Origin of the sequence: Sedimenticola hydrogenitrophicus (genome assembly GCF_025175675.1) — a bacterium.
Classification (GTDB): domain Bacteria; phylum Pseudomonadota; class Gammaproteobacteria; order Chromatiales; family Chromatiaceae; genus Sedimenticola; species Sedimenticola hydrogenitrophicus.
In genome coordinates, this window is the sequence record NZ_JANIOA010000009.1 from 80,835 (window position 1) to 100,044 (window position 19,210).

The 19,210-nt window shown below is 61.2% G+C and carries 18 protein-coding genes; 13 read left to right on the plus strand and 5 right to left on the minus strand.

What is annotated here, in order from left to right; translation table 11 throughout:
• The first annotated feature begins 2 nt into the window (after positions 1-2).
• The 3 genes from rsmD (at position 3) to NPX02_RS07105 (ending at position 1,705) form a co-directional block, all read left to right on the plus strand.
• Positions 3-596, plus strand: coding sequence for a 16S rRNA (guanine(966)-N(2))-methyltransferase RsmD (gene rsmD, locus NPX02_RS07095; RefSeq protein WP_260292771.1), 594 nt, complete (start codon positions 3-5; stop codon positions 594-596).
• Positions 597-935: 339 nt separating this feature from the next.
• Positions 936-1,415, plus strand: coding sequence for a pantetheine-phosphate adenylyltransferase (coaD, locus tag NPX02_RS07100; protein WP_260292772.1), 480 nt, complete (start codon positions 936-938; stop codon positions 1,413-1,415).
• A 44-nt stretch (positions 1,416-1,459) separates the two neighbouring features.
• Entirely contained in the window at positions 1,460-1,705 is a 246-nt protein-coding gene (locus tag NPX02_RS07105; protein ID WP_260292773.1) for a YfhL family 4Fe-4S dicluster ferredoxin, read from the plus strand.
• A gap of 156 nt (positions 1,706-1,861) precedes the next feature.
• Here NPX02_RS07105 and NPX02_RS07110 read toward each other — a convergent pair whose 3' ends face one another.
• Together NPX02_RS07110 and NPX02_RS07115 are read right to left on the minus strand one after the other, a co-directional pair.
• Positions 1,862-2,716, minus strand: a complete 855-nt coding sequence (locus NPX02_RS07110; protein ID WP_260292774.1) for a thiamine pyrophosphate-dependent enzyme — start codon at positions 2,714-2,716, stop codon at positions 1,862-1,864.
• A 1-nt stretch (position 2,717) separates the two neighbouring features.
• Positions 2,718-4,448 carry a 2-oxoacid:acceptor oxidoreductase subunit alpha gene (locus NPX02_RS07115; protein ID WP_260292775.1) on the minus strand — a complete coding sequence of 577 codons (1,731 nt, stop codon included), beginning with the start codon at positions 4,446-4,448 and terminating at the stop codon, positions 2,718-2,720.
• A gap of 330 nt (positions 4,449-4,778) precedes the next feature.
• Between NPX02_RS07115 and NPX02_RS07120 the strand changes: the two genes are divergently transcribed.
• Entirely contained in the window at positions 4,779-5,630 is an 852-nt protein-coding gene (locus tag NPX02_RS07120) for an SH3 domain-containing protein (protein ID WP_260292776.1), read from the plus strand.
• 12 nt (positions 5,631-5,642) lie between these two features.
• Positions 5,643-8,066: a hypothetical protein gene (locus tag NPX02_RS07125; RefSeq protein WP_260292777.1), complete on the plus strand. Its 2,424-nt coding sequence runs from the start codon at positions 5,643-5,645 to the stop codon at positions 8,064-8,066.
• Between the two features lie 15 nt (positions 8,067-8,081).
• Here NPX02_RS07125 and NPX02_RS07130 read toward each other — a convergent pair whose 3' ends face one another.
• Positions 8,082-8,960: a bile acid:sodium symporter family protein gene (locus NPX02_RS07130; RefSeq protein WP_260292778.1), complete on the minus strand. Its 879-nt coding sequence runs from the start codon at positions 8,958-8,960 to the stop codon at positions 8,082-8,084.
• 511 nt (positions 8,961-9,471) lie between these two features.
• Here NPX02_RS07130 and NPX02_RS07135 point away from each other — a divergent pair.
• From NPX02_RS07135 to NPX02_RS07155, 5 genes are all read left to right on the plus strand, one after another.
• Positions 9,472-10,623, plus strand: coding sequence for a helix-turn-helix transcriptional regulator (locus NPX02_RS07135; RefSeq protein WP_260292780.1), 1,152 nt, complete (start codon positions 9,472-9,474; stop codon positions 10,621-10,623).
• A 137-nt stretch (positions 10,624-10,760) separates the two neighbouring features.
• Entirely contained in the window at positions 10,761-11,102 is a 342-nt protein-coding gene (locus tag NPX02_RS07140) for a zinc ribbon domain-containing protein (RefSeq protein ID WP_260292782.1), read from the plus strand.
• A 125-nt stretch (positions 11,103-11,227) separates the two neighbouring features.
• Positions 11,228-11,821, plus strand: a complete 594-nt coding sequence (locus tag NPX02_RS07145; RefSeq protein WP_260292783.1) for a hypothetical protein — start codon at positions 11,228-11,230, stop codon at positions 11,819-11,821.
• Between the two features lie 124 nt (positions 11,822-11,945).
• Entirely contained in the window at positions 11,946-12,302 is a 357-nt protein-coding gene (locus NPX02_RS07150; RefSeq protein ID WP_260292784.1) for a hypothetical protein, read from the plus strand.
• A gap of 145 nt (positions 12,303-12,447) precedes the next feature.
• Positions 12,448-13,341, plus strand: coding sequence for a CPBP family intramembrane glutamic endopeptidase (locus NPX02_RS07155; RefSeq protein ID WP_260292785.1), 894 nt, complete (start codon positions 12,448-12,450; stop codon positions 13,339-13,341).
• Positions 13,342-13,400: 59 nt separating this feature from the next.
• Here the strand turns inward: NPX02_RS07155 and NPX02_RS07160 are convergent, their stop codons facing one another.
• Entirely contained in the window at positions 13,401-14,828 is a 1,428-nt protein-coding gene (locus NPX02_RS07160; protein ID WP_260292786.1) for a heavy metal sensor histidine kinase, read from the minus strand.
• Positions 14,825-15,502: a heavy metal response regulator transcription factor gene (locus NPX02_RS07165; protein ID WP_260292787.1), complete on the minus strand. Its 678-nt coding sequence runs from the start codon at positions 15,500-15,502 to the stop codon at positions 14,825-14,827. Before NPX02_RS07165 ends, NPX02_RS07160 begins: the two co-directional genes overlap by 4 nt.
• Positions 15,503-15,624: 122 nt before the next feature.
• Between NPX02_RS07165 and NPX02_RS07170 the strand changes: the two genes are divergently transcribed.
• The 3 genes from NPX02_RS07170 (at position 15,625) to NPX02_RS07180 (ending at position 19,209) form a co-directional block, all read left to right on the plus strand.
• Positions 15,625-16,233, plus strand: a complete 609-nt coding sequence (locus NPX02_RS07170; protein ID WP_335342526.1) for a cupredoxin domain-containing protein — start codon at positions 15,625-15,627, stop codon at positions 16,231-16,233.
• 146 nt (positions 16,234-16,379) lie between these two features.
• Positions 16,380-17,699, plus strand: a complete 1,320-nt coding sequence (locus tag NPX02_RS07175) for a TolC family protein (protein WP_260292788.1) — start codon at positions 16,380-16,382, stop codon at positions 17,697-17,699.
• A 79-nt stretch (positions 17,700-17,778) separates the two neighbouring features.
• Complete coding sequence (locus NPX02_RS07180) at positions 17,779-19,209, plus strand: efflux RND transporter periplasmic adaptor subunit (protein WP_335342527.1); 1,431 nt, start codon at positions 17,779-17,781, stop codon at positions 19,207-19,209.
• Position 19,210: the final 1 nt, after the last annotated feature.

A 19,210-nucleotide genomic window follows, 5' to 3' on the forward strand; every position in this document is an offset into this window, starting at 1 on the left:
TGGTGAAACCGCGACAGCATGGATCGGGTTCCGGCCCGGGCGCCGGACAGCGCAACCAGATACGCCTGATCGGCGGGACGCATCGCGGGCGGCGCCTGGAGTTTCCCGACAGTCCCGGATTGCGTCCCACCGCCGATCGCACCCGCGAGACCCTGTTCAACTGGCTGCAGCCGCTGCTCCCCGGGGCGCGCTGTCTGGACCTGTTTGCCGGCAGCGGCGCGCTGGGTTTTGAGGCGGCTTCCCGCGGCGCCGGAGCGGTGACCCTGCTGGAGCAGGATCCGCGGGTGGCCGGCCAGCTGGAGGCCAACCGGGCGCTGCTGGGGCTTACGCAGATGGATATCCAGCAGGCGGATGCACTGGACTGGCTCGATCGGGAGCCACGGCCGTTCGATATCGTTTTCCTCGACCCCCCCTTCGCCGATCACCTGCTTACAGAGTGCTGCGGCAAACTGGAGCGGCGCGGCTGGCTGGGGAGCGATCCGCGTATCTACCTGGAGTGGGACCTGCACGGCCCAGCCCCCGAATTCCCCGCGCACTGGATCCGGCTGAAAGAGAAAAAGGCCGGTCAGGTGGCCTACGCGCTCTATACCCGCTGATCCCCGGCGCTGCGGGTTCGCCGCTGTGCCTGCCCTTTTTCCGGATGCCCGGGAACATCGGGCAACCACGGGGGGTTGCCCCTACATCCATCCCTGGACAAAAAAATCGGGAAAATGCGATTTCTCATTTGACTTTGTCACATCCGATACTATTATCTCGCACCCTGGGGAATAAAATGGGCTCGATCCGCGTTACGCCGGGGATCGGTCTCTTCGCGGTAAGGTACGGCGCCGAAATCGAACCATCGCCGTCATCCGTTACCATAATTTTTCTGTCGTTATGCGATTGCCGACGGGTACGGCGCCGATCCGGGCAATCAAAGACGAAGGACCTACGCCATGGCCATTGCAATCTACCCAGGTACATTCGATCCCATCACCAACGGTCATACCGACCTGATTCAGCGGGCCGCCAAGCTGTTTGACAAGGTGATCGTGGCGGTGGCGGCCAGCAGCGGCAAGCGTCCCCGCTTCTCGCTTCAGGAGCGGGTCGATCTGGCCAACCGGGTGCTGGCCGGCGTGGACCGGGTCGAGATCATCGACTTCGATATCCTGCTGGTGGACTTCACCCGGCAGTGCAAGGCGGACGTGATCCTGCGTGGTCTGCGCGCGGTGTCCGATTTTGAATACGAGTTCCAGCTGGCGGGGATGAACCGGCGACTGGCGCCGGAGGTGGAGACCATGTTCCTCACCCCGGCCGAGCAGTTCGCCTATATCTCCTCAAGCCTGGTAAAGGAAATTGCCGCCCTGGGGGGGAATGTGTCAGAGTTTGTCCATCCCCTCGTTATCGAGGCGCTTAACGGCAAGCAACCGGTTTAACCTAGAAGATATGAGGTGAAGGACCTCTTTCAGGAGTTTGTGTTATGGCATTAATGATTACTGACGAGTGCATCAACTGCGATGTATGCGAGCCCGAGTGCCCGAACGGGGCCATCTCCCAGGGCGACGAGATCTATGAGATCAACCCCGATCTCTGCACCGAGTGCGTCGGGCACTACGACGAGCCGCAGTGTGTGGAGGTCTGTCCGGTCGACTGTATCCCCAAGGATCTGGATCACGAAGAGACCCATGAGGAGCTGCTGGAGAAGTACGAGCGCATCACCGCCTGATCCTGTCTGCAATCCGGAATAAAAAGGCCCCGCTACCACGGGGCCTTTTTATTCCAGGGAGAGACTTGTACCGCCGAGGCCAGGATATGCGGGCGAAATATGGAAAAGATTGCCCCTCGGGCATAGCGCCGCCGACAGTACTTTACCGGGTCGGAGTCAATTTTGATCCGGGACAACGAACCGTGCCGCCAGCTGGTCGGTGGTGATCGGTTGTCGGCGCGCCGGCGTTGCGGACCCGGCAGGGGGTGGCGCCCGGAACAACACCCCCGTGGCCAGCTGATCCCCCTGCTGCAGATGCTGGGCGGCCAGCAACGGATCGGCGGTGGTGGCCCCGCTCTGCTCATGCACGGTCTGTTTCCACGCCCGCTGTTCCGGATGGTAGGTGATGCAAGGGCTCAGCACATGGATAAAGGCGAAGCCGGGATACTCGATCCCCTGGATCAGCAGCTCGGTCAGTCCGCCAGGATCACCGGAAAATCCCCGCGCAATAAAGCCCGCGCCCGCGGCCAGAGCGATGGCGGCCGGGTTGAAACCAGGTAGCCCGGTGCCGTGGGGCGTCAGCCGGCTGCCGGTCCAGTCCGGCGGCGTGGTGGGCGAGGCCTGCCCCTTGGTCATGCCGTACACCTGGTTGTCCATGACGATGTAGGTGAGGTCCAGGTTGCGCCGGCAGGCGTGGATGAAGTGGTTGCCGCCGATGGAAAAACCGTCGCCGTCGCCGCCGGCCACCAGCACCGTCAGCTCCGGCCGCGCCGCCTTCAGCCCGCTGGCGAGGGGCAGGGCGCGGCCGTGAATGCCGTGGAAACCGTAGACATGGGTGTAGGCGGGCAACCGGGATGAGCAGCCGATGCCGGAGACTACCGCCACCTGCTCCCGGGGCAGGGCCAGCTGGGCCAGCGCCTTGGTGATGGCGCTGAGCACGGCGAAGTGGCCGCAGCCGGCGCACCAGACCGGCTTGACGTCCGACTTGTAATCCTTCGGCTTCAGGGATGGCAGGGGAGGTGGGCCGTGCATCTTATGCTCCTTGCATTACGCGGTTGACGATCTCCCCGGGCCGCAGCGGCAGCGGACCGGGGCGCGCCAGGGAGCCGGCACCGGGCGGCAACAGCTTGCGCGCGTTGAGGTGGTCATAGAACTGACCGCCGTGGTTCTGTTCCACCACCAGCAGATGGGACGCGTCGGCGATGGCCGCGCGGAACGCCGCCTCGGGGATCGGCGAAAGCAGGCGCAGCGCCACGCTGCGTGTCGGGTGACCGGACCGGGTGAGCCGTTCAGCCGCCTCCCGCACGGCGCCGCTGGCGGAGCCCCAGGTGATCAGGCAGATAGCCCCTGCGCCGCCGATCTCGGCCCAGTCATCGCCGTAATCGAAACCGGTCAGCTTGTCACGCCGCTTGTCCAGCTGCTGTTGATGGTCGGCGGCGGTCGCCGAGGGCGTCCCCCGCTGGTCGTGTTCCAGTCCATCGGCAGTAAACATGCAGCCGGCATCCCCCGGGATGGCCATCGGCGAGACCGCGTCATCGGTGAGGGTGTAGCGCTGATAATGGGTCCGATCCACTGCCCGCTTGCGGCTGCCTTTCAATCCCGGTGCGCGGGGCGGATCGATCACCGCCCGAGCCTGCCCCAGGAACTGGTCGGTGAGCACAATGGCCACGGTTTGCAGTGTCTCGGCCAGCTTCACCGCCCACTCGGTGGTAAAGACACTATCGCGGATGGAAAGCGCGGCGAGCACCAGGTGTGGGGCGTCGCCATGCAGGCCGTAGAGGGCGAGATTGAGATCGGACTGCTCGGATTTGGTCGGGATGCCGGTGGAGGGGCCGCCGCGCATCACGTTGCTGACCACAATCGGCGTCTCGCTGGCCACGGCCAGGCCGAGCCCCTCCATCATCAGGCTGAGGCCGGGACCGGAGGTGGCGGTGAGGGCGGGGATGCCGCCGAAGGAGGCGCCGATGATCATGTTGACGGAGGCCAGCTCATCCTCCGCCTGCACCAGTTCGCCGCCCAGCCGCTCCAGGTTGGGCGCCAGCCACTCCAGCAGCTCGCTGGCCGGGGTGATGGGGTAGGCGGCGACAAAGCGGATGCCGCCCTGCAGGGCGCCCAGGCCGCACGCCTCGTTGCCGCTGATATTCCAGCGTTTTGGAGGCACCACGGGGGCGCTCAGCGGCAGCGGCCGGGGGGCGGGCGGTGCCGCGGCGTAACCCTGCTCAATACAGCGCAGGCCGGCACCGACGATGGTCTCGCCTTTCGGTTTCAGCAGATCGCAGGCGGCGGTGCACAGCGTCTCCAGCGGTATACCCAACAGTTGCCCCAGCAGGCCCAGCCCCACCATGTTGGCGCGGCCGTTCTCCGTCGCTTCGGCCAGTCGGGTCAGCGGCGTGGCGATCCGTCTTTGCGTCGCGCCGTCAAAGCACGGCGGTATGTCGCCCCTGTCGCTGTCATGCAGGATGATCGTGTCGGCACCGACCGGCAGCTCGTCGGCAAAGCGGTCGACGTGGAGCCAGTCCAGGGCTAACAGGAGATCGAAGCGGTCATCCAGGTTCTCCACCGGCTGCTCGGCCAGACGCAGCATGATGGCGGATTCACCGCCGCGGATCTGCGGACCCGACGAGCGCGCCAGCAGCGCATAGAGACCCATCCGGGCAATACTCTCCAGGAGTATTTTTCCGCAGGTCACCACCCCGGTGCCCCCGGAACCGATGATGGACACGGAGAGGCTGCGGGTCGCGGTAAGATCGGTTTTCCTGTCCACGGGTGACTCCCTGCGCCGGCCTGCGGACCGCTCTGGCGGGAGGGTCACAGGTTGCTTTTCGATTTTCATACTCGCACTTCCCGCACAGGAAAGTAATGATAAAAATCATTCCCGGAATAAAAAGGTCCGTCTGATTTCCAGCCCTTGCGCGTCGCCTTGCCCGGTCGCCTGTTCACCCTCCCAATTGGGAGGTGCCGAATACACTCCCTTACGCATAATGAAGCTGTGGCAGTGACGAATGCAGGTCAGGATGGGCCGGTCGTTGTGGCGAATGAAGGATGCCAATGAATTTCCGGTTCGCTAAGCCGGTTCGCTAGGGAGGTGCAGACAATGAACAGGAAACTTCGTTATGCGGTACCGATTGTGGCGGCGTTTGCCGTGGGCTGCAACAGCACCACGGGAAGCCTGAGCAAGGAGAATATGGGCTCTACCCTGGGGGCGGTCGGCGGCGCGCTGATCGGTGCCAAGGTGGCGGGCGGCAACAACCGCTGGCTCGGTGCCGCCATCGGTGGGGCGCTGGGATTCTATGCCGGCAAGGTAATCGGTCGGAACCTGGATGAGCGGGACCGTCAGGCGCTGGCGGCGCAGACCATCGAGGTACTGGATCAGCCAACCGCCTCGGTCTCCACCTGGCAGAGTGATCGCAGCGGTGCCGCGGCGGAGATAAAGACCGGGGAAATCAGCTACAAAAGCGAACCCCGCGAAGTGAAACGACTGGCGACGGTTGAGGCCGTTCCCAACATCCGCCTGGAGAGCCGGCAGTACCAGACCACCTCGGCCCTGCGGGTGCGATCCGGCCCGGGTACCCGCTATCAAACCATCACCACGCTGCAACCCGGTGACCGGGTCGATTCCGCCGGACGTACCGAAAATGGCTGGCTGATGCTGGCCAAGAAAGGGATAACGGTCGGCTATGTGCATGGCGACTATGTCACACCCTATAACCCCATCGAGCAGGCGAAGGCCGAGGGTATCGATCTGGACAGTGTCGCGGTCGAATCCCTGCCCCGTCAGGAGGGGTTTGCCGGTATCGACCTGGACAACATGGAGACGACCACATCCACCGTCACCGCGCAACTGGGTTGCCGCGATGTGCAGATCAGCGTCACCACCGACCAGGGCACGGAAAACGAGACTACCCAGGCGTGTCAGAAGCCGGATGGCGTCTGGGAGCTGGGTTGAAGGAGGCTTGTCATGTGCGAAAAAGTCGGGTCCACCGGCCTTGCCCTGTTGCTCTGTTTCAGCAGCACGGCCAGCGCGGACAAGATGTTGGCGCATAGCAAATCCCTGGGGATGTCGTTTACCGCCCTGGGGGATACCTGGTGCGCGCCGGAGGTAAGGATGCGGATCGACGCTGCGGACGCCGGAAAATTCGCCACGCCCGACTATGGCGACATTATCCAGCGCCTTGGCCAGGTGATGGCCCGGGAATGCCCCGATGCCGAGCGGTTGTCCCTCGCCGGCAGGAGTGACGGCCGGCTGGTATGGAGTGGCGACGCCGGGAAAGGCGACGGATGGCGTATCCGGCAGCCGGCGACAGCCTCCGCGGCGAAGACACCCGACAGTGAAAAAACCGGGCCGGCGGCCCCTGAGGTAGTAGCCGAAATCCCGTCTGCCGCACCGCCGGATGTGAGCGTCGACACACCTCTCTCAAGTCAGCCTGCGGTGGCGGCACCCGCGGCACCGGTTCCAGCGCGGCAAGCCGTGAACGTAGCTTCATCCGCGCAGGCGCCTGTCGAAGCGGTGGCGCGGATGGATCGGATGGAGGATCAGATGGAAATCGCCGGAGGGAAGCCCGGCACACCCGCATCGGCAGCGATCCGAATCCCCGATTGCGAGGCGATCGTGACCTGGGCCTCCAGGGCCTACCAGGAGGATAAGGACACGTTACGGACCAGCGACGGCGGCCGGCTGTTCCAAAGCGGCACCTGGCTGCTCTCGGGGTTCAAGGACGAATACTGGATACCGGTGTTCGGCGCGCCGTTCCCCGAAACCACGCCGGCCGAGTACGCGAAATTCGCGCAAACCGCGGAAGCCTGCCGGCGGGAACGGCGGCCCGAGATGCTGGGCCTGCCACGTGGCCATCCACGACGCGACTTCCTGGGCGGTGCCGACGATTACGTGCTGCGTGCCGCCCTCGGCCGACAGCTCAACCCGCAGACCGCGGCACCGGTGCTGGCGCGCTACAAGGCCGCCTACAAGGCATACAGTGAAGCAATCGTAACCCGCGACGCGCAATTCAGCGCGCTGAAGAGCCTGCCGCCCGAAAAGGAGAGCTTCACGACCCTGGACGCGATGAAGAAGGATAAAAAGCTGATTGCCCTGGGTCCGCAGCGGGCGCGGCATGTGCAGCTTCTGGAGGCCGCCACGCTCGACCTCGCCGACCGGATGGTCATGGCGGCGGCCGAGGAGATCAAGAAATTCCCCGAAAGCCTTGATGGGCTGCGCGGTCTGATCGCCTACCGGGCGACGGCGCGGGCGGAGCTCAGCAGCTACAAGAGCAGAAAGGTGCAGGAGTTCCTGGCTATCGAGGCGGAGCGGACCAATGCCCTGGCAGCGGCGGCGTTGCCGGGATTCGTCGCCGAACTGCTGGCGGCGCCGGCCAGCGCCGAAGGCAAGGCGACGGTGCAGGCGGCCGTCAACAAACTGTTCCCGCAACAACCGCTGCCACGCAACATCCGCGCCTACCGCAAGGCGGTGACGAAGCGGCTGGCCAAGATCGACGAGGAGATAAAGAGCGTCGCCTGCAATGGCACCCTGGCCAGGCACGACTTGAGCGGCGACGCCGCCACGCCGCTGCTCGGGCCGGGCGGTGAATTCACCTTCGGCGCCTTCGTCTGCGCGCTCACCGACAAGGGTCTCGCCTTCGGCGAGTACAAGAAGCCGGGGTTCTTTGGCAGCACACACGAGCTGGTCATGCAGATACCGTCGGGCCCCTCCCTGGTCTTCGAGATGGAGCTGGTGGAGGCCATCAAGGGTAAGCCGAAGATGCTGGTCGGCACCCGCATGAAGGACCCGACCCGGACGCGGGACCTGACCGTGACGGCCTGGCAGGAATTGGCTGCGGAACTGACCGGCTACACGCCCCCGGGCATCGCAGGGGAGGAGTTGCTGCCGGCCGCGCAGGCCAAGCTCGACAGCACGCCACAGGGGTGCGTGACAACAGTCTATACCCAGAGCGTGACTGCCTTCCCCGTCACTCTGCAGGCGGGGGCGATGGACCGGGACACCATCCGGCGGTTCGCACTGCTTGGCGATCTCGGCCTCATCGAAGTGGAAGAGCGGCCGAGCCAGAACGTCTCCTACCGGAACTACCGCTACACCCTGACCGCGATGGCCGAACCCTACTTCCAGGGTAAGCACGGCCTGTGTTTCGCCAAGCTCGCGGCCGAGGACATCAGCGATATCTCGGCACCGTTCAAGCGCGACGGACGCACCTATGTGACGGGCATCCTGGAAGCATCCCCCATTCTGCCCGAATTCGCTCTCGATCCACGATTCGCACAGGCGGTGGATGGACCGATTCGCGGCCTGATCAACTCGATGAAGACCGGCCAGGCCATACAGTCCAAGGTTACCTTCGTCCGGACCGACGCAGGCTGGAAAGCTTCGAACTAGGGTAAAATTGATGCCTCACGCCGCTGCCCTGGACAGGGTGGCGCGTCGCAGATGGACGAAAACAGCCGTCACCAGGTACATGATCAGGGAATAGACCGCCGCCGGTACCGCCATGGCCGGTGCCGCCAACAGGCCCGCCGCGATGGCGATCGCGGTACCGCCGCTCTGCATGCCGGTCTCGATCACGATGGCGGTGGTCTGCTGCGGCCGCAGATTGGTCAGCAGGGCGAGGGCATAGGCACAAGCCATGCCCAGCAGGCACAGGGTCAAGGCAGCGGGACCGGCGGCCAGCAGCATATCCGGCAGTTTCTGGCGTTCGCGGTATACCAGTGCCGCGATCAGCAGGACCAGCGCGGTCACCGCGATCCGAATTACATAGGGTCTGGCTCTGTCGGTAAAAGCGGGCGCGAAATGTTGCAGCGCCATACCGATCAGGGTCGGCAGCAGTACCATCTGCACCACGCGTTCCGAAATATCCGCAAAGCCCAGGGTCAACGCGGTATCGGTATCGGTATCGGCGAACAGGCGCGCGGCAATGCTGACATAGAGGGGGATGGTGACCACGGGAAGCAGCTTGCTGACCGCGGTCAGCGTCAGTGACAGGGCGGCATCACCCCGCGCCAGGTAGGTAAACAGGGTTGAAGTCGAGGCCGACGGACTGGCCGCCAGCAGTACCAGGCCGATACTCAGTTCGGCCGTCAATGGAAAAGTTCCAGCCACCAGAAAGGCCAATCCGGGGAAAACCACAAACATGGTCAGCAGACCGATCCCGGCGGCATGCGGCATGCCCAGCAGGGCGGTAAAGTCGCTTACCCGCAGGCTCATGCCGACGCCCAGCATCATCGCGGCGATCACCAGCGGCAGTAGCACCTGTATCGGAATACCCGCTTCCATGGCCGTCGCCCTCGCGTACCGGGGGTTGCGCGGGCCGCCGCCTGGCAACCCTGATGGAATCTACTGTAGCACCTGGCGTGGGAAATTGTCGTCCCCAGGGTGGCGTAGCGCAGTGCCGCCATCGGGTTGGTGATTGAGTAGTAACTACTCACGGGGTGAATGGCTTGTCTTGTTGGCCGATCTTGATGGCGCCTCGAATCCGGTCCCTTTTTCAGATTCAAGCCTGCCCTTGTTTGAGCGGAGCGAGTTTGGGCAGGCGCTGAAAATGGGGCCGGATTCGAGGAGACAAGCCATCACGTGAGGCCGGCAAGGCAGGCTAATCACTTAAAGGCCGGGTAAGTAGTTACATTGAGTAATCGTAAATCCCGACTATTATAGGGGGGAATAGCCGTTAACTTCTTCTGCATTAGCGCCTATTCACATTGAAAGCGAACTGTTTTTCGAGTTGGCGTCAGCCGGGGAAAGGGGCGGATCACCACCGGCGTGTTGAGCGGCCGCCAGGAGCCTGATTATGGAGCGGCATCAGCGGTTAATCGACCAGATCTACGCGGCGGCGCTCGATGCGTCCGGCTGGCCGGTTGTCATGGAGTCCATGGAGCAGAAATTCGGTTGTATCGCCTCGGGCATTTATACCGCCCACCCCTACTCGGGGCGGGTGTCGCTGACCGAACTGCGGGGCATCGATGCGGAACTGCTGGAGACCTACATCAACCACTTCCTGCTCGACAACCCCTGGCAAGCGGTCCCGTCACTGCAGCGGCAGGGGTGCGTCCGCACCGACGCCGCGCTCGATCGTCATTACAAGCAGCCGGGCTTCTATCACAAGACGGAGTTGTACAACGACTGGATGAAACCCCAGGATTTCATCCATACCCTGGGTGTCAATCTGTACGTGGACAGTCACTCCCAGACCAAGTGCTTTCTCTATCGGCCACGGCAGATGGGGGCGTTCTCAACGCATGATGTTGCCCGTTTCAAGTGGATCGCCGGTCATCTTGCCAATGCGGTGTGCGTGGCGCGGCGACTTTCGATTCAGCGCTCCATGATCGACGACCTGCAGGGTGTCGTCGATCGGATGGCGCTGGGAGTGGTGTTTCTCGACCCGGCAGGACATATCCTGCAGGCCAACCGTTTTGCCGAAGAGTTGCTCGGGCGGCATGATGGCGTGTTGACGAGGGAGTCCCGAGTGGTCGCCAGCCACCGTAAGGACCAGGGAAAACTGAATGGGGCGATGCGTTGTGCATTGGCGGCGCGCTATGGAGACACCCCGGGCGCGGCGCACATGGTCAGCCTGCGCCGGCCGGATGGAAAGCAGCCTCTCTGCGCCATACTCGTTCCCCTGTCTTGTGGAGATTCCGGACCATTTTTGATGGAGAAGGCGGCCATCGCGCTGATCCTGAACGATCCGGAATGTGATTCCCTCATCTCAACGGATTGGCTGCGGCAGCGTTTTCAGTTCAACTCCACGGAGGCCCGACTGGCGCAGGACCTGAGTCGTGGTTGCGACCTGCGCCAGGCGGCGGGCAAGGCGGGCATCACCTACCAAACCGCACGCTGGTACCTGAAAGGGATTTTCCAGAAGACCGGCGTCGACCGGCAGGCGGAGCTGGTCCGTCTGCTGCTATCGGAACAGATCATGCTGCGCCAGCACCAGGCGCGGTAACCGGTCCCTCTTCAACAAGCGAACCCTCCCGATTGGGAGGTGTATCTCCCGGACTACTTGGGTAAAACAGAGTTGCGCACGACCCTGTGCCGTATCAGGGTTGGGAGGTTGCTTTCATATCGCAAGGAGGAGAGGAAATGGCGCTTATCGAATGTACAGAGTGTGGAAACCGTCTCTCTGACGCGGCCGCCACATGCCCGACCTGCGGCGCGCCGGTGCCACGGACCCCCGGCCCCGAGCAGGAACAGTGCCCGTTTTGCATGGCCCTGGTCAGCAGCCATGCAACAACTTGCCCCAGCTGCCTGGCGAAGAAAGGCTACCTGTATGAACCCCGCTACGGTGTGTTCGGAAAAACGGGCACCCTGATCTGGGGGGTGGTGGTGCCGGCAATCACCGTCATCGGAATCCCGTTTTCACTCTATGCCGCCTACCGGCTGTATGTAACCGGCCCCCGATGGTTTCAGACCCGTCACGCCTGATACGGTCCGTACCGGCGGCTGTTTGCGACTGGCCACTGGTTTGCTGGGTGGTTGGGGGTGATCCCGGCGCTGTGCGTTTATACGACTATGCGTCTGTCAATTGAATCAAAAAAGGAGACATTCCGATGCCGATAGAAAACGTCTACAAAGGTAAAAAGCTGCTGTATAAATTTGCGGTGTACAGGCTTTCCGGAACTGTCCAGAGTGAGAATACGCGCAGCGAAACGGAGGTGAGTGGCAAGATTTATGGTGGCGGAACAAATTCCACCTATGGCACCGTTGCGCCAGTCCAGGGAGAGATAAAATCCGAAACTATCCGCTATCAGACTATCTTCCTGAAGGAGGATGATGGAACTGAGCACGCGCTTGAACTTGTCGACTTGGTAGTGCCATGTCGTGAGGGTCATAAGGTGACACTGTGGCGTTTGGGAAAAGATCTTTGGTTTCAAGTCCACAATCAAACAACAAACCAGTTCTATACATACGGCAAGTTGAAAAAGCTGGTCTATCCCAAGGTCGCGTACTTCGTTCTTGGCATATTGTTTGGCATCTATGCTGTAGATAAAAATCACACAGGAGGGAAGTACTTGTTGGCTCTTCTATTCGCAATCTTGATAGGTCTGGCAATAGCCACCATTCCCTGTGGAATAGTGGCGTGGATGCGCGAAAAGGCAATTTTCGGCGCGGCCAATGCACCAAACATGGTATTGGCAAAATAGCAGCAAGCCAATATCGAGCTCGGGTAATCATCAACAAATGAGGTACCTACTCACCCGGTCTGTACGTGATTGGCCTGCCTTGTCGGCCTATCGCCCCGTGAGTGGTTGCCAAAGGAGATAAGTTATGAAAACCATTAACATGGGCAGTTTTCGCAATTGCTTCGCTCTCGTGGTATTGACTGGTTTGGCGGCCTGCGGGGGCGGCGATCCGATTGACAGCCGTGCTGTCCTAATGGCCTCTTGCGAAACGAGCCAGGGCATCGGCTGGCTCAAGCGTGAGTACGGTAACAGCTACTGTGATTGCTGGGCGGATCAAGCGAAGGATGTCCTGAGCGGCGAGAACTACCAGACGCTCGTAAAGGCTGCCCAGGCGGAGACGGCGGCAGCGGACAAGGCCGATCGAGAAAAAATCATTCGTCGGCATACGGAGATATACTCGACCGTGTCCGATGTTGCTAAGCGTTGCGCAAAGGCGAGCTAGGCAGATCCTCATCCCGCCCAGCGCTAGATGACGCCGTCCCGGGCGACGCCTGTTTCAGCATGTCGTCACGAGCCGGTTTCCGGTAGAATACGCGGCTGACCCGTCTCCAACCAGCCACCGAATCGCACCGGAGCTTCTGTAATAGATGCGCGCCTTTGCCTACTTTATCCTGCTCATGCTGGTGTCGCTGCTGCTCAGCGCCCTGCTCAACCATCCCCTCTACGGCCTGTTGCAGGAGAGCATGAGCAAGGGGCCGCATAAACTGATCAATACCGTGGCCAAGCTGATCGCGATTCCGGGATTTATCCTGATTCTCCGCCACTTCGCCATCGACAACCGGCGCGGGCTGGGCTACGGACTCGCCAGGCCGGCGTTTCTCCGCGACCTGCTGTGGGGCTGGCTCAGTGGCCTGTCGATCCTGCTGCTGCTGAGCGCCGGTCTGCTCCTGTTCGGCGTACGCAGCATCGATTTCCCCGCCGAAGCGTGGCTGCCGCTGTTGTTGAAAACCACCCTGGTGGCCCTGATCGGCGGTCTGCTGATCGGTTTTATCGAAGAGACCTTTTTCCGCGGCGGGCTGTTCGGGGCCATCCGCCGTGATCACGGTTTCGTGGTGACGATGCTGCTCTCCAGCCTGTTCTATGCCGGTCTGCACTTCATCGACCCGCCGCCGCTTGCCGGCGCCGAGGCGCAGGCCTGGTACAGCGGCCTGCTGATACTCTCCGGCGCCTTCTCCCAGTTTGCCGAATGGCGGATATTCGACTCATTCGTCGCCCTGTTCGGCCTCGGGGTCTTCTTCGCGGTGGTGCGCGAGCGCACCGGCAACATCGCCTACTGCATCGGCCTGCATGCGGGGTTCGTTTTTGTCATCAAGATTGCGCGCAAGTTCAGCGACCTCAATCCTGACAGTGCCTTCAGCTTCATGGTGGGCAGTTACGACGGCATGATCGGCTACCTGTCGGCGGCCGGCCTGCTGATCCATACCCTCCTGGTCTATCGTTTCTGGCGTCGGCCGAAGGCTACCCATGTTTGTACGGAATAATTCTCGTCACGGAGAATCAACCGTTCGAGCGGTTATGCGTGGTGAATTTGCCCATGAGTTCAGGGCTTCGGGTGAGGACTCGGTGAATCAACGCCTGACGGCAGCAGCAGGGTAAAGCGCGTGATGCCATCGGCCGAACTCACGGTGACATCCCCGCCGTGGGCGCTCAATATGGAGCAGGTGATCGCCAGGCCCAGTCCCGAACCCTCGGTGTTCCGGTGGTGCGCGCTGTCGGCCCGATAGAAGCGATTGAAGAGTCGGGGCAGATGCTTGGCCGGGATACAGGGGCCGGTGTTTTCCACGGTCAGCTGGACCGAGCCATCTTCCTGCTTGCCGATTCTGACGGTTACGGACTCACCTGCCGGTGTATAGCAAAGCGCGTTGGACAGCAGATTGCTGATGGCCCGACGCAACATGAGACGATCGCCGAGGATGGCCCCATCCCCCTCGGCCGAGAGTTGGATCTCCTTCTCCTCCGCCAGTGCGTCATAGAACTCCAGTAGCTCTGCCACCTCATCAGCCAGTTCGAGTTGTTCCCGTTTCGGGATGAGCTGCTGGTTATCCGCCTTGGCGAGAAACAACATGTCGCTGATCATCCGGGACAGGCGCTCAAACTCCTCCTCGTTGGAGGCCAGTATGTTCCGGTAGTCGTCGACGGTTCTGGTTTTCGACAGGGTGACCTGGGTTTGGGTCAGCAGATTGCTCACCGGTGTTCTCAGTTCATGGGCGAGGTCGGACGAAAAATCCGACAGCCTCTGAAACGACTCCTCCAGCCGGGAGAGCATTTCATTCAGGGTGCTGGTCAGGTCGGCCAGTTCCAGGGGCATTGTCTCCGCGGGCAGGCGCGTGTGCAGCCGGTTCGCGGTAATGTCCTCGGCCTTGCGCTTGATCGACTGCAGCGGCATCAGTCCCCAGCAGACGACAAGCCAGCCAAGCAGGCCCGTGGCGATGCTGGTCAGCGCGATGAACACCCAGAGGCTCTTGCGAAAAGAGCGCATGAAATGTTCGTGATCGGATATCTCGGTGGCAATCACTACGGTATAGGGGGAGCCGGTATCACTATTGGAGACGCTGGTTTCTGATATGCCGCGCCATACGAGTCCATTATCGGCGGTCCATTTGCCCAGATATCCCGAATCATTCGCAGTGAAATGCTCTAGTAATTTTGGTGGCGGCTCGAGTCCGGCCTGGGCGCGTACCCACCGCCAGTCGTGCCCGATAACGGCAATGACCAGATTGTTATACCCAATCAACGCATCATCCAGCCGACTCGTAAAGGTTTCACCATCAGGAGTTGTAAGCGCCTTTTCGAGGATGTGCCTGACCTGTTTCATTTTACCGCTCAGCATCACACGGTCCTGCTCTTCGAAATGGTGTTCCTGCGAGTGCATGACGTACCACCCCAGCAGCGACAGCGCGAGCGCCGACAACAATGCAAACCATAAGGTCAGGCGAAGCGTTAGCGATCGACTATGTAACAGGCTCAATCCGTAACCTCCAGAACATAGCCCATGCCTCGCACCGTGTGGATCAACTTGGGTTCGAAATCCTCGTCAATCTTCATGCGCAGGCGCTTGATGGCCACTTCGATAACATTGGTGTCGCTGTCAAAGTTCATGTCCCAGACCTGGGAGGCGATTAGTGAACGGGGCAGCACCTCTCCCTGGCGGCGGAGCAATAACTCCAGCAAGGCGAACTCCTTGGCGGTCAGGTCGATGCGTCTCCCCGCACGGACCACCCGGCGCCGCAGGAGGTCCAGCACAAGATCGGCTATCTTCAACGACGTGGATTCCTTCGTTTTCGCGCCGCGACGTAACAGCGTTCGCACGCGCGCCAGCAACTCCGTAAAGGCAAACGGTTTCACCAGGTAATCATCCGCGCCCAGTTCCAGCCCCTTGACCCGGTCTTCAACCTGATCCCGGGCGGTTAGGAAGAGTACCGGTATCTCCTTGCCGGCGCGCCGTATCCCATGCAATACCTGCCAGCCGTCCATGTCCGGCACCATGACATCGAGTATCGCCAGGTCATAGCTCTCGGTTAGCGCGAGATGAAGGCCATCCAGGCCATTGTCCGTCAGATCGACCATAAAGCCGGCCTCGGCCAAACCCTTTTTAAGGTATGTGCCTGTCTTCGGTTCATCTTCCATTACCAGGATTTTCATAAGCTCTCTCCACCAGGATGCCGCGACTGCCGGTGCATATTACGCCACTTCCGGTAGCGGATCGCAAAGATTACAGAAATGTAATCCTCCCGCCAGTTTTCTGTTGGTTTGAGGCAAGCAGAATGGCATTGCCGACATCGGATGATTCGGTGTTTTCAATGGATGCCCAGCAATATTTTAACCCGATTAAAAGGTGGTTTATGAGAAAGAGAATTTCAATTCTGGTTCTGGCTGCGATGCCTGCCCTTGCATTGGCGGCGGGTGGCAACGCCGGCAGTCATGGTATGGACGACCATCAGATGCCGCAAGGCCATGACACGGCCCATGACATGACAAGGATGTTAAAGGACAAGCACGCCATGGTTGCGGGGAAGCCGGGGGATTCCACCAAGGCAAGTCGCACCATCGAAGTCACCATGGGCGACAGCATGCGTTTCTCGCCGAGCAATATTCGCGTCAGCAAGGGGGAGACCGTTCGTTTCTTCCTCAAGAACCAGGGCAAGATCCTGCACGAGATGGTGATCGGAACCCAGGATGAATTCGACGTGCACGCCTCCATGATGCGCCAGATGCCGGACATGTCGCATATCGAATCGAATGTGATCAGCCTGAGCTCCGGACAGAGTGGAGACCTGGTGTGGCAATTCACTCAATCCGGCACGGTTGATTTCGCCTGCCTGCAACCGGGCCATCGGGAATCCGGCATGGCGGGTAAGGTCACGGTTAACTGATTCCATGGGACGGGGCCAACGCATGCGCCCCGGCCCTGTGGGAAACACAAAGGTATTCGGCCATATGTTGTCGCTGAACAAAAACAGTGGTTGGAAATCCCTGCCCGGGTGGAAACCGCCCGGCAACAATTCCAGGAGTTACAACAATGCGAGTGCTTACGCATGCGTTGATCATCGTGCTTGGTGCCACCATGCCATGGATGGCGATCAATGCCGAGACGGCCGGGCTGACGCTTGACAAGGCGATCCGGATAGCTGTCACCACCGACCCCTGGATCATGGGCAGCCGTTATCAGGAGACGGCGCTGGCGGACGAGGCCGTTGCCGCCGCCACGCTGCCTGATCCCAGGGTCAGCGTGATGGCGGCCAACCTGCCCACCGACGGATTCGATTTAGGCCAGGAGGCGATGACGCAGCTTACAGTAGGTGTCACCCAGATGTTTCCACGCGGTGACAGTCGGGCGCTCGCGCGGCGACAGAAGCAGCAATCCAGTTTGCAGCAGCCGTTACTGCGATTGGATCGCGAGGCTAATGTGGCCGCCACTGTGAGCCAGCTGTGGCTGGAGGCGTTCAAGGCCGGGGAGAGCATTCGCCTGATTGAAGGCGATCGCGCCCTGTTCGAACAACTGGTGGATGCTGCCGAGGCGAGTTATGCCACGGCCCTCGGACGGGCTCGCCAGCAGGATGTGATCCGCGCGCAACTGGAGTTGACGCGCCTGGATGATCGCCTCGCCGCACTGAACCAGCAGAAGGAATCGGCGCAGCAACAATTGTCCGAATGGGTTGGCGAGCTGGCGGACAGTACACCTGCCGGTCCTTTGCCCATGCTGGAGCTGCCCGCGCCGGCACTGTTGATGGATAACCGGCCACTCTCCCAGCCGCTCTCCAGGCAAGACTGGTATGAATGGTTGCGCCTGCATCCGGCGGTGCAGGCCGAGGACCGCCGGATAGATTCCATGGCAACAGGGGTTGAACTGGCCCGGCAGAAGTACCAGCCGGAATGGGGCGTCAGCGCGCAATACGGTTATCGCGCCGAGGACCCCATGGGGCGAGAGCGCGCCAATCTGTTTTCCGTCGGCGTAAGTTTTGATTTGCCGTTGTTCACTTCCAACCGGCAGGACAGGGACGTCAGCGCCGCCGTGGCCCGTGCCGAGGCCGTTAAAACCGACAAATTACTCCTGGTCCGGCAATTGATGGCGAAACTGGAAACGGCACGAGTGCAACTCAGACGCCTGGACCAGCGGCAAACGCTTTACCAGCGGCAACTGCTACCGCAGATGAGTGAACAGGCCGAGGCCGCCCTTGGCGCCTACAACAACGACGACGGCGACTTCGCGGAAGCCGTGCGCTCACGCATCGCCGAGCTCAACACCAAAATCGACGCCCTCGCCATCGCAGTGGATCGGCAGAAAACCATCGCGCAGATCAGGTACCTGCTTGCCCAGGTGCCCACGGCGAACGGTTGAAAGAGGGCGCTTGAACCTGAAATGCATAATTGACCGCCTCACTACAAAGCAAGTGGCTTAGGAATTGAACATGAAGAGCATGATGAAAAAATTAGGGTTGGTCACCATCGGTGTGTTGGCGGGTGCCGCCGGGGTATGGACGGCTGGCGACGGGTTGAACGTGGCGGCCCAGACCGAAAGCGGTGATCGCCAGCCGCTCTACTGGGTCGCGCCGATGGACCCGAATTACAAACGTGACAAACCGGGCAAGTCACCCATGGGCATGGACCTGATCCCGGTGTATGAAGAGGCCACCGCTGGCGACACTCCGGGTACGGTGCGCATTTCGTCGGATGTCATCAACAACCTGGGGGTACGTACCACTCGCGTCGAACGAGGTGCTATCGAAACGGAAATTCAGACCGTCGGCTATGTGCAATACGACGAGGATGAACTGGTGCATATTCATCCCCGGGTGGAAGGTTGGATCGAGCGGCTGTATGTGAAGGCCGAGGGGAACCCGGTCGCCAAGGGTGCGCCACTCTACGCCATCTATTCGCCCACGCTGGTCAATGCCCAGGAGGAGCTGGTACTGGCGCTCAAGCGGGACAATCCACGGCTTGTCAGGGCCGCACAGGATCGGCTCGCGGCCTTGCAGTTACCCCGTTCGGTGATCGCGGAGTTGAAGAAGAGCCGAAAGGTGCGCCAGACCATCACTTTTTATGCGCCACAATCCGGCGTACTGGACAATCTCGACGTGCGGGAAGGCATGTTTGTCAAGCCGGGCATGCGGATGATGAGTATCGGCGTGCCGGAGAACATCTGGGTGGTTGGCGAAGTGTTCGAACGCCAGGCGGCGCTGATCGCCGCGGGCGATGAGGTGCGCATGCGCCTGGATTATCTTCCGGGCCGGGATTGGAGCGGTAGCATCGATTACGTCTACCCGAGCCTCAACAGCAAAACGCGCACCGCCCGAATCCGCACCCAATTCGACAATGCCGACGGCGTACTCAAGCCGGGCATGTTTGCCCAACTGGTGATCAGTCCACGTCAACTCCAGGAGACGCTGTTTGTTCCGCGAGAGGCATTGATCCGCACCGGCGGCCAGTCACGCGTGGTCATGGCGCTGGGTGAGGGCAAGTACAAGTCCATCCAGGTGACGGTTGGCCGTATCAGTGACCGCCAGGTGGAAATCCTCTCCGGGCTTGAAGAGGGCGAACAGATTGTTACCTCGGCGCAGTTCCTGCTCGATTCCGAATCCAGCAAGAGTTCGGATTTCAAGCGGATGGCATCCGCGGCGGAGGATGTACCCGAGGCGATGCAGGCAATGGATCAAGGCCAGCATCAGGGCATGAGTGCTGACAGCATGCCGGAGATGGATCACGGCCAGCATCAGGGAATGAGTGCTGAAAGCATGCCGGAGATGGATCACAGCCAGCATCAGGGAATGAATGCTGAAAGTATGCAAGAGATGGATCATACCCAGCATCAGGGCATGAACATGATGACCAGCGAAAAGAAGGGGCAGTGAA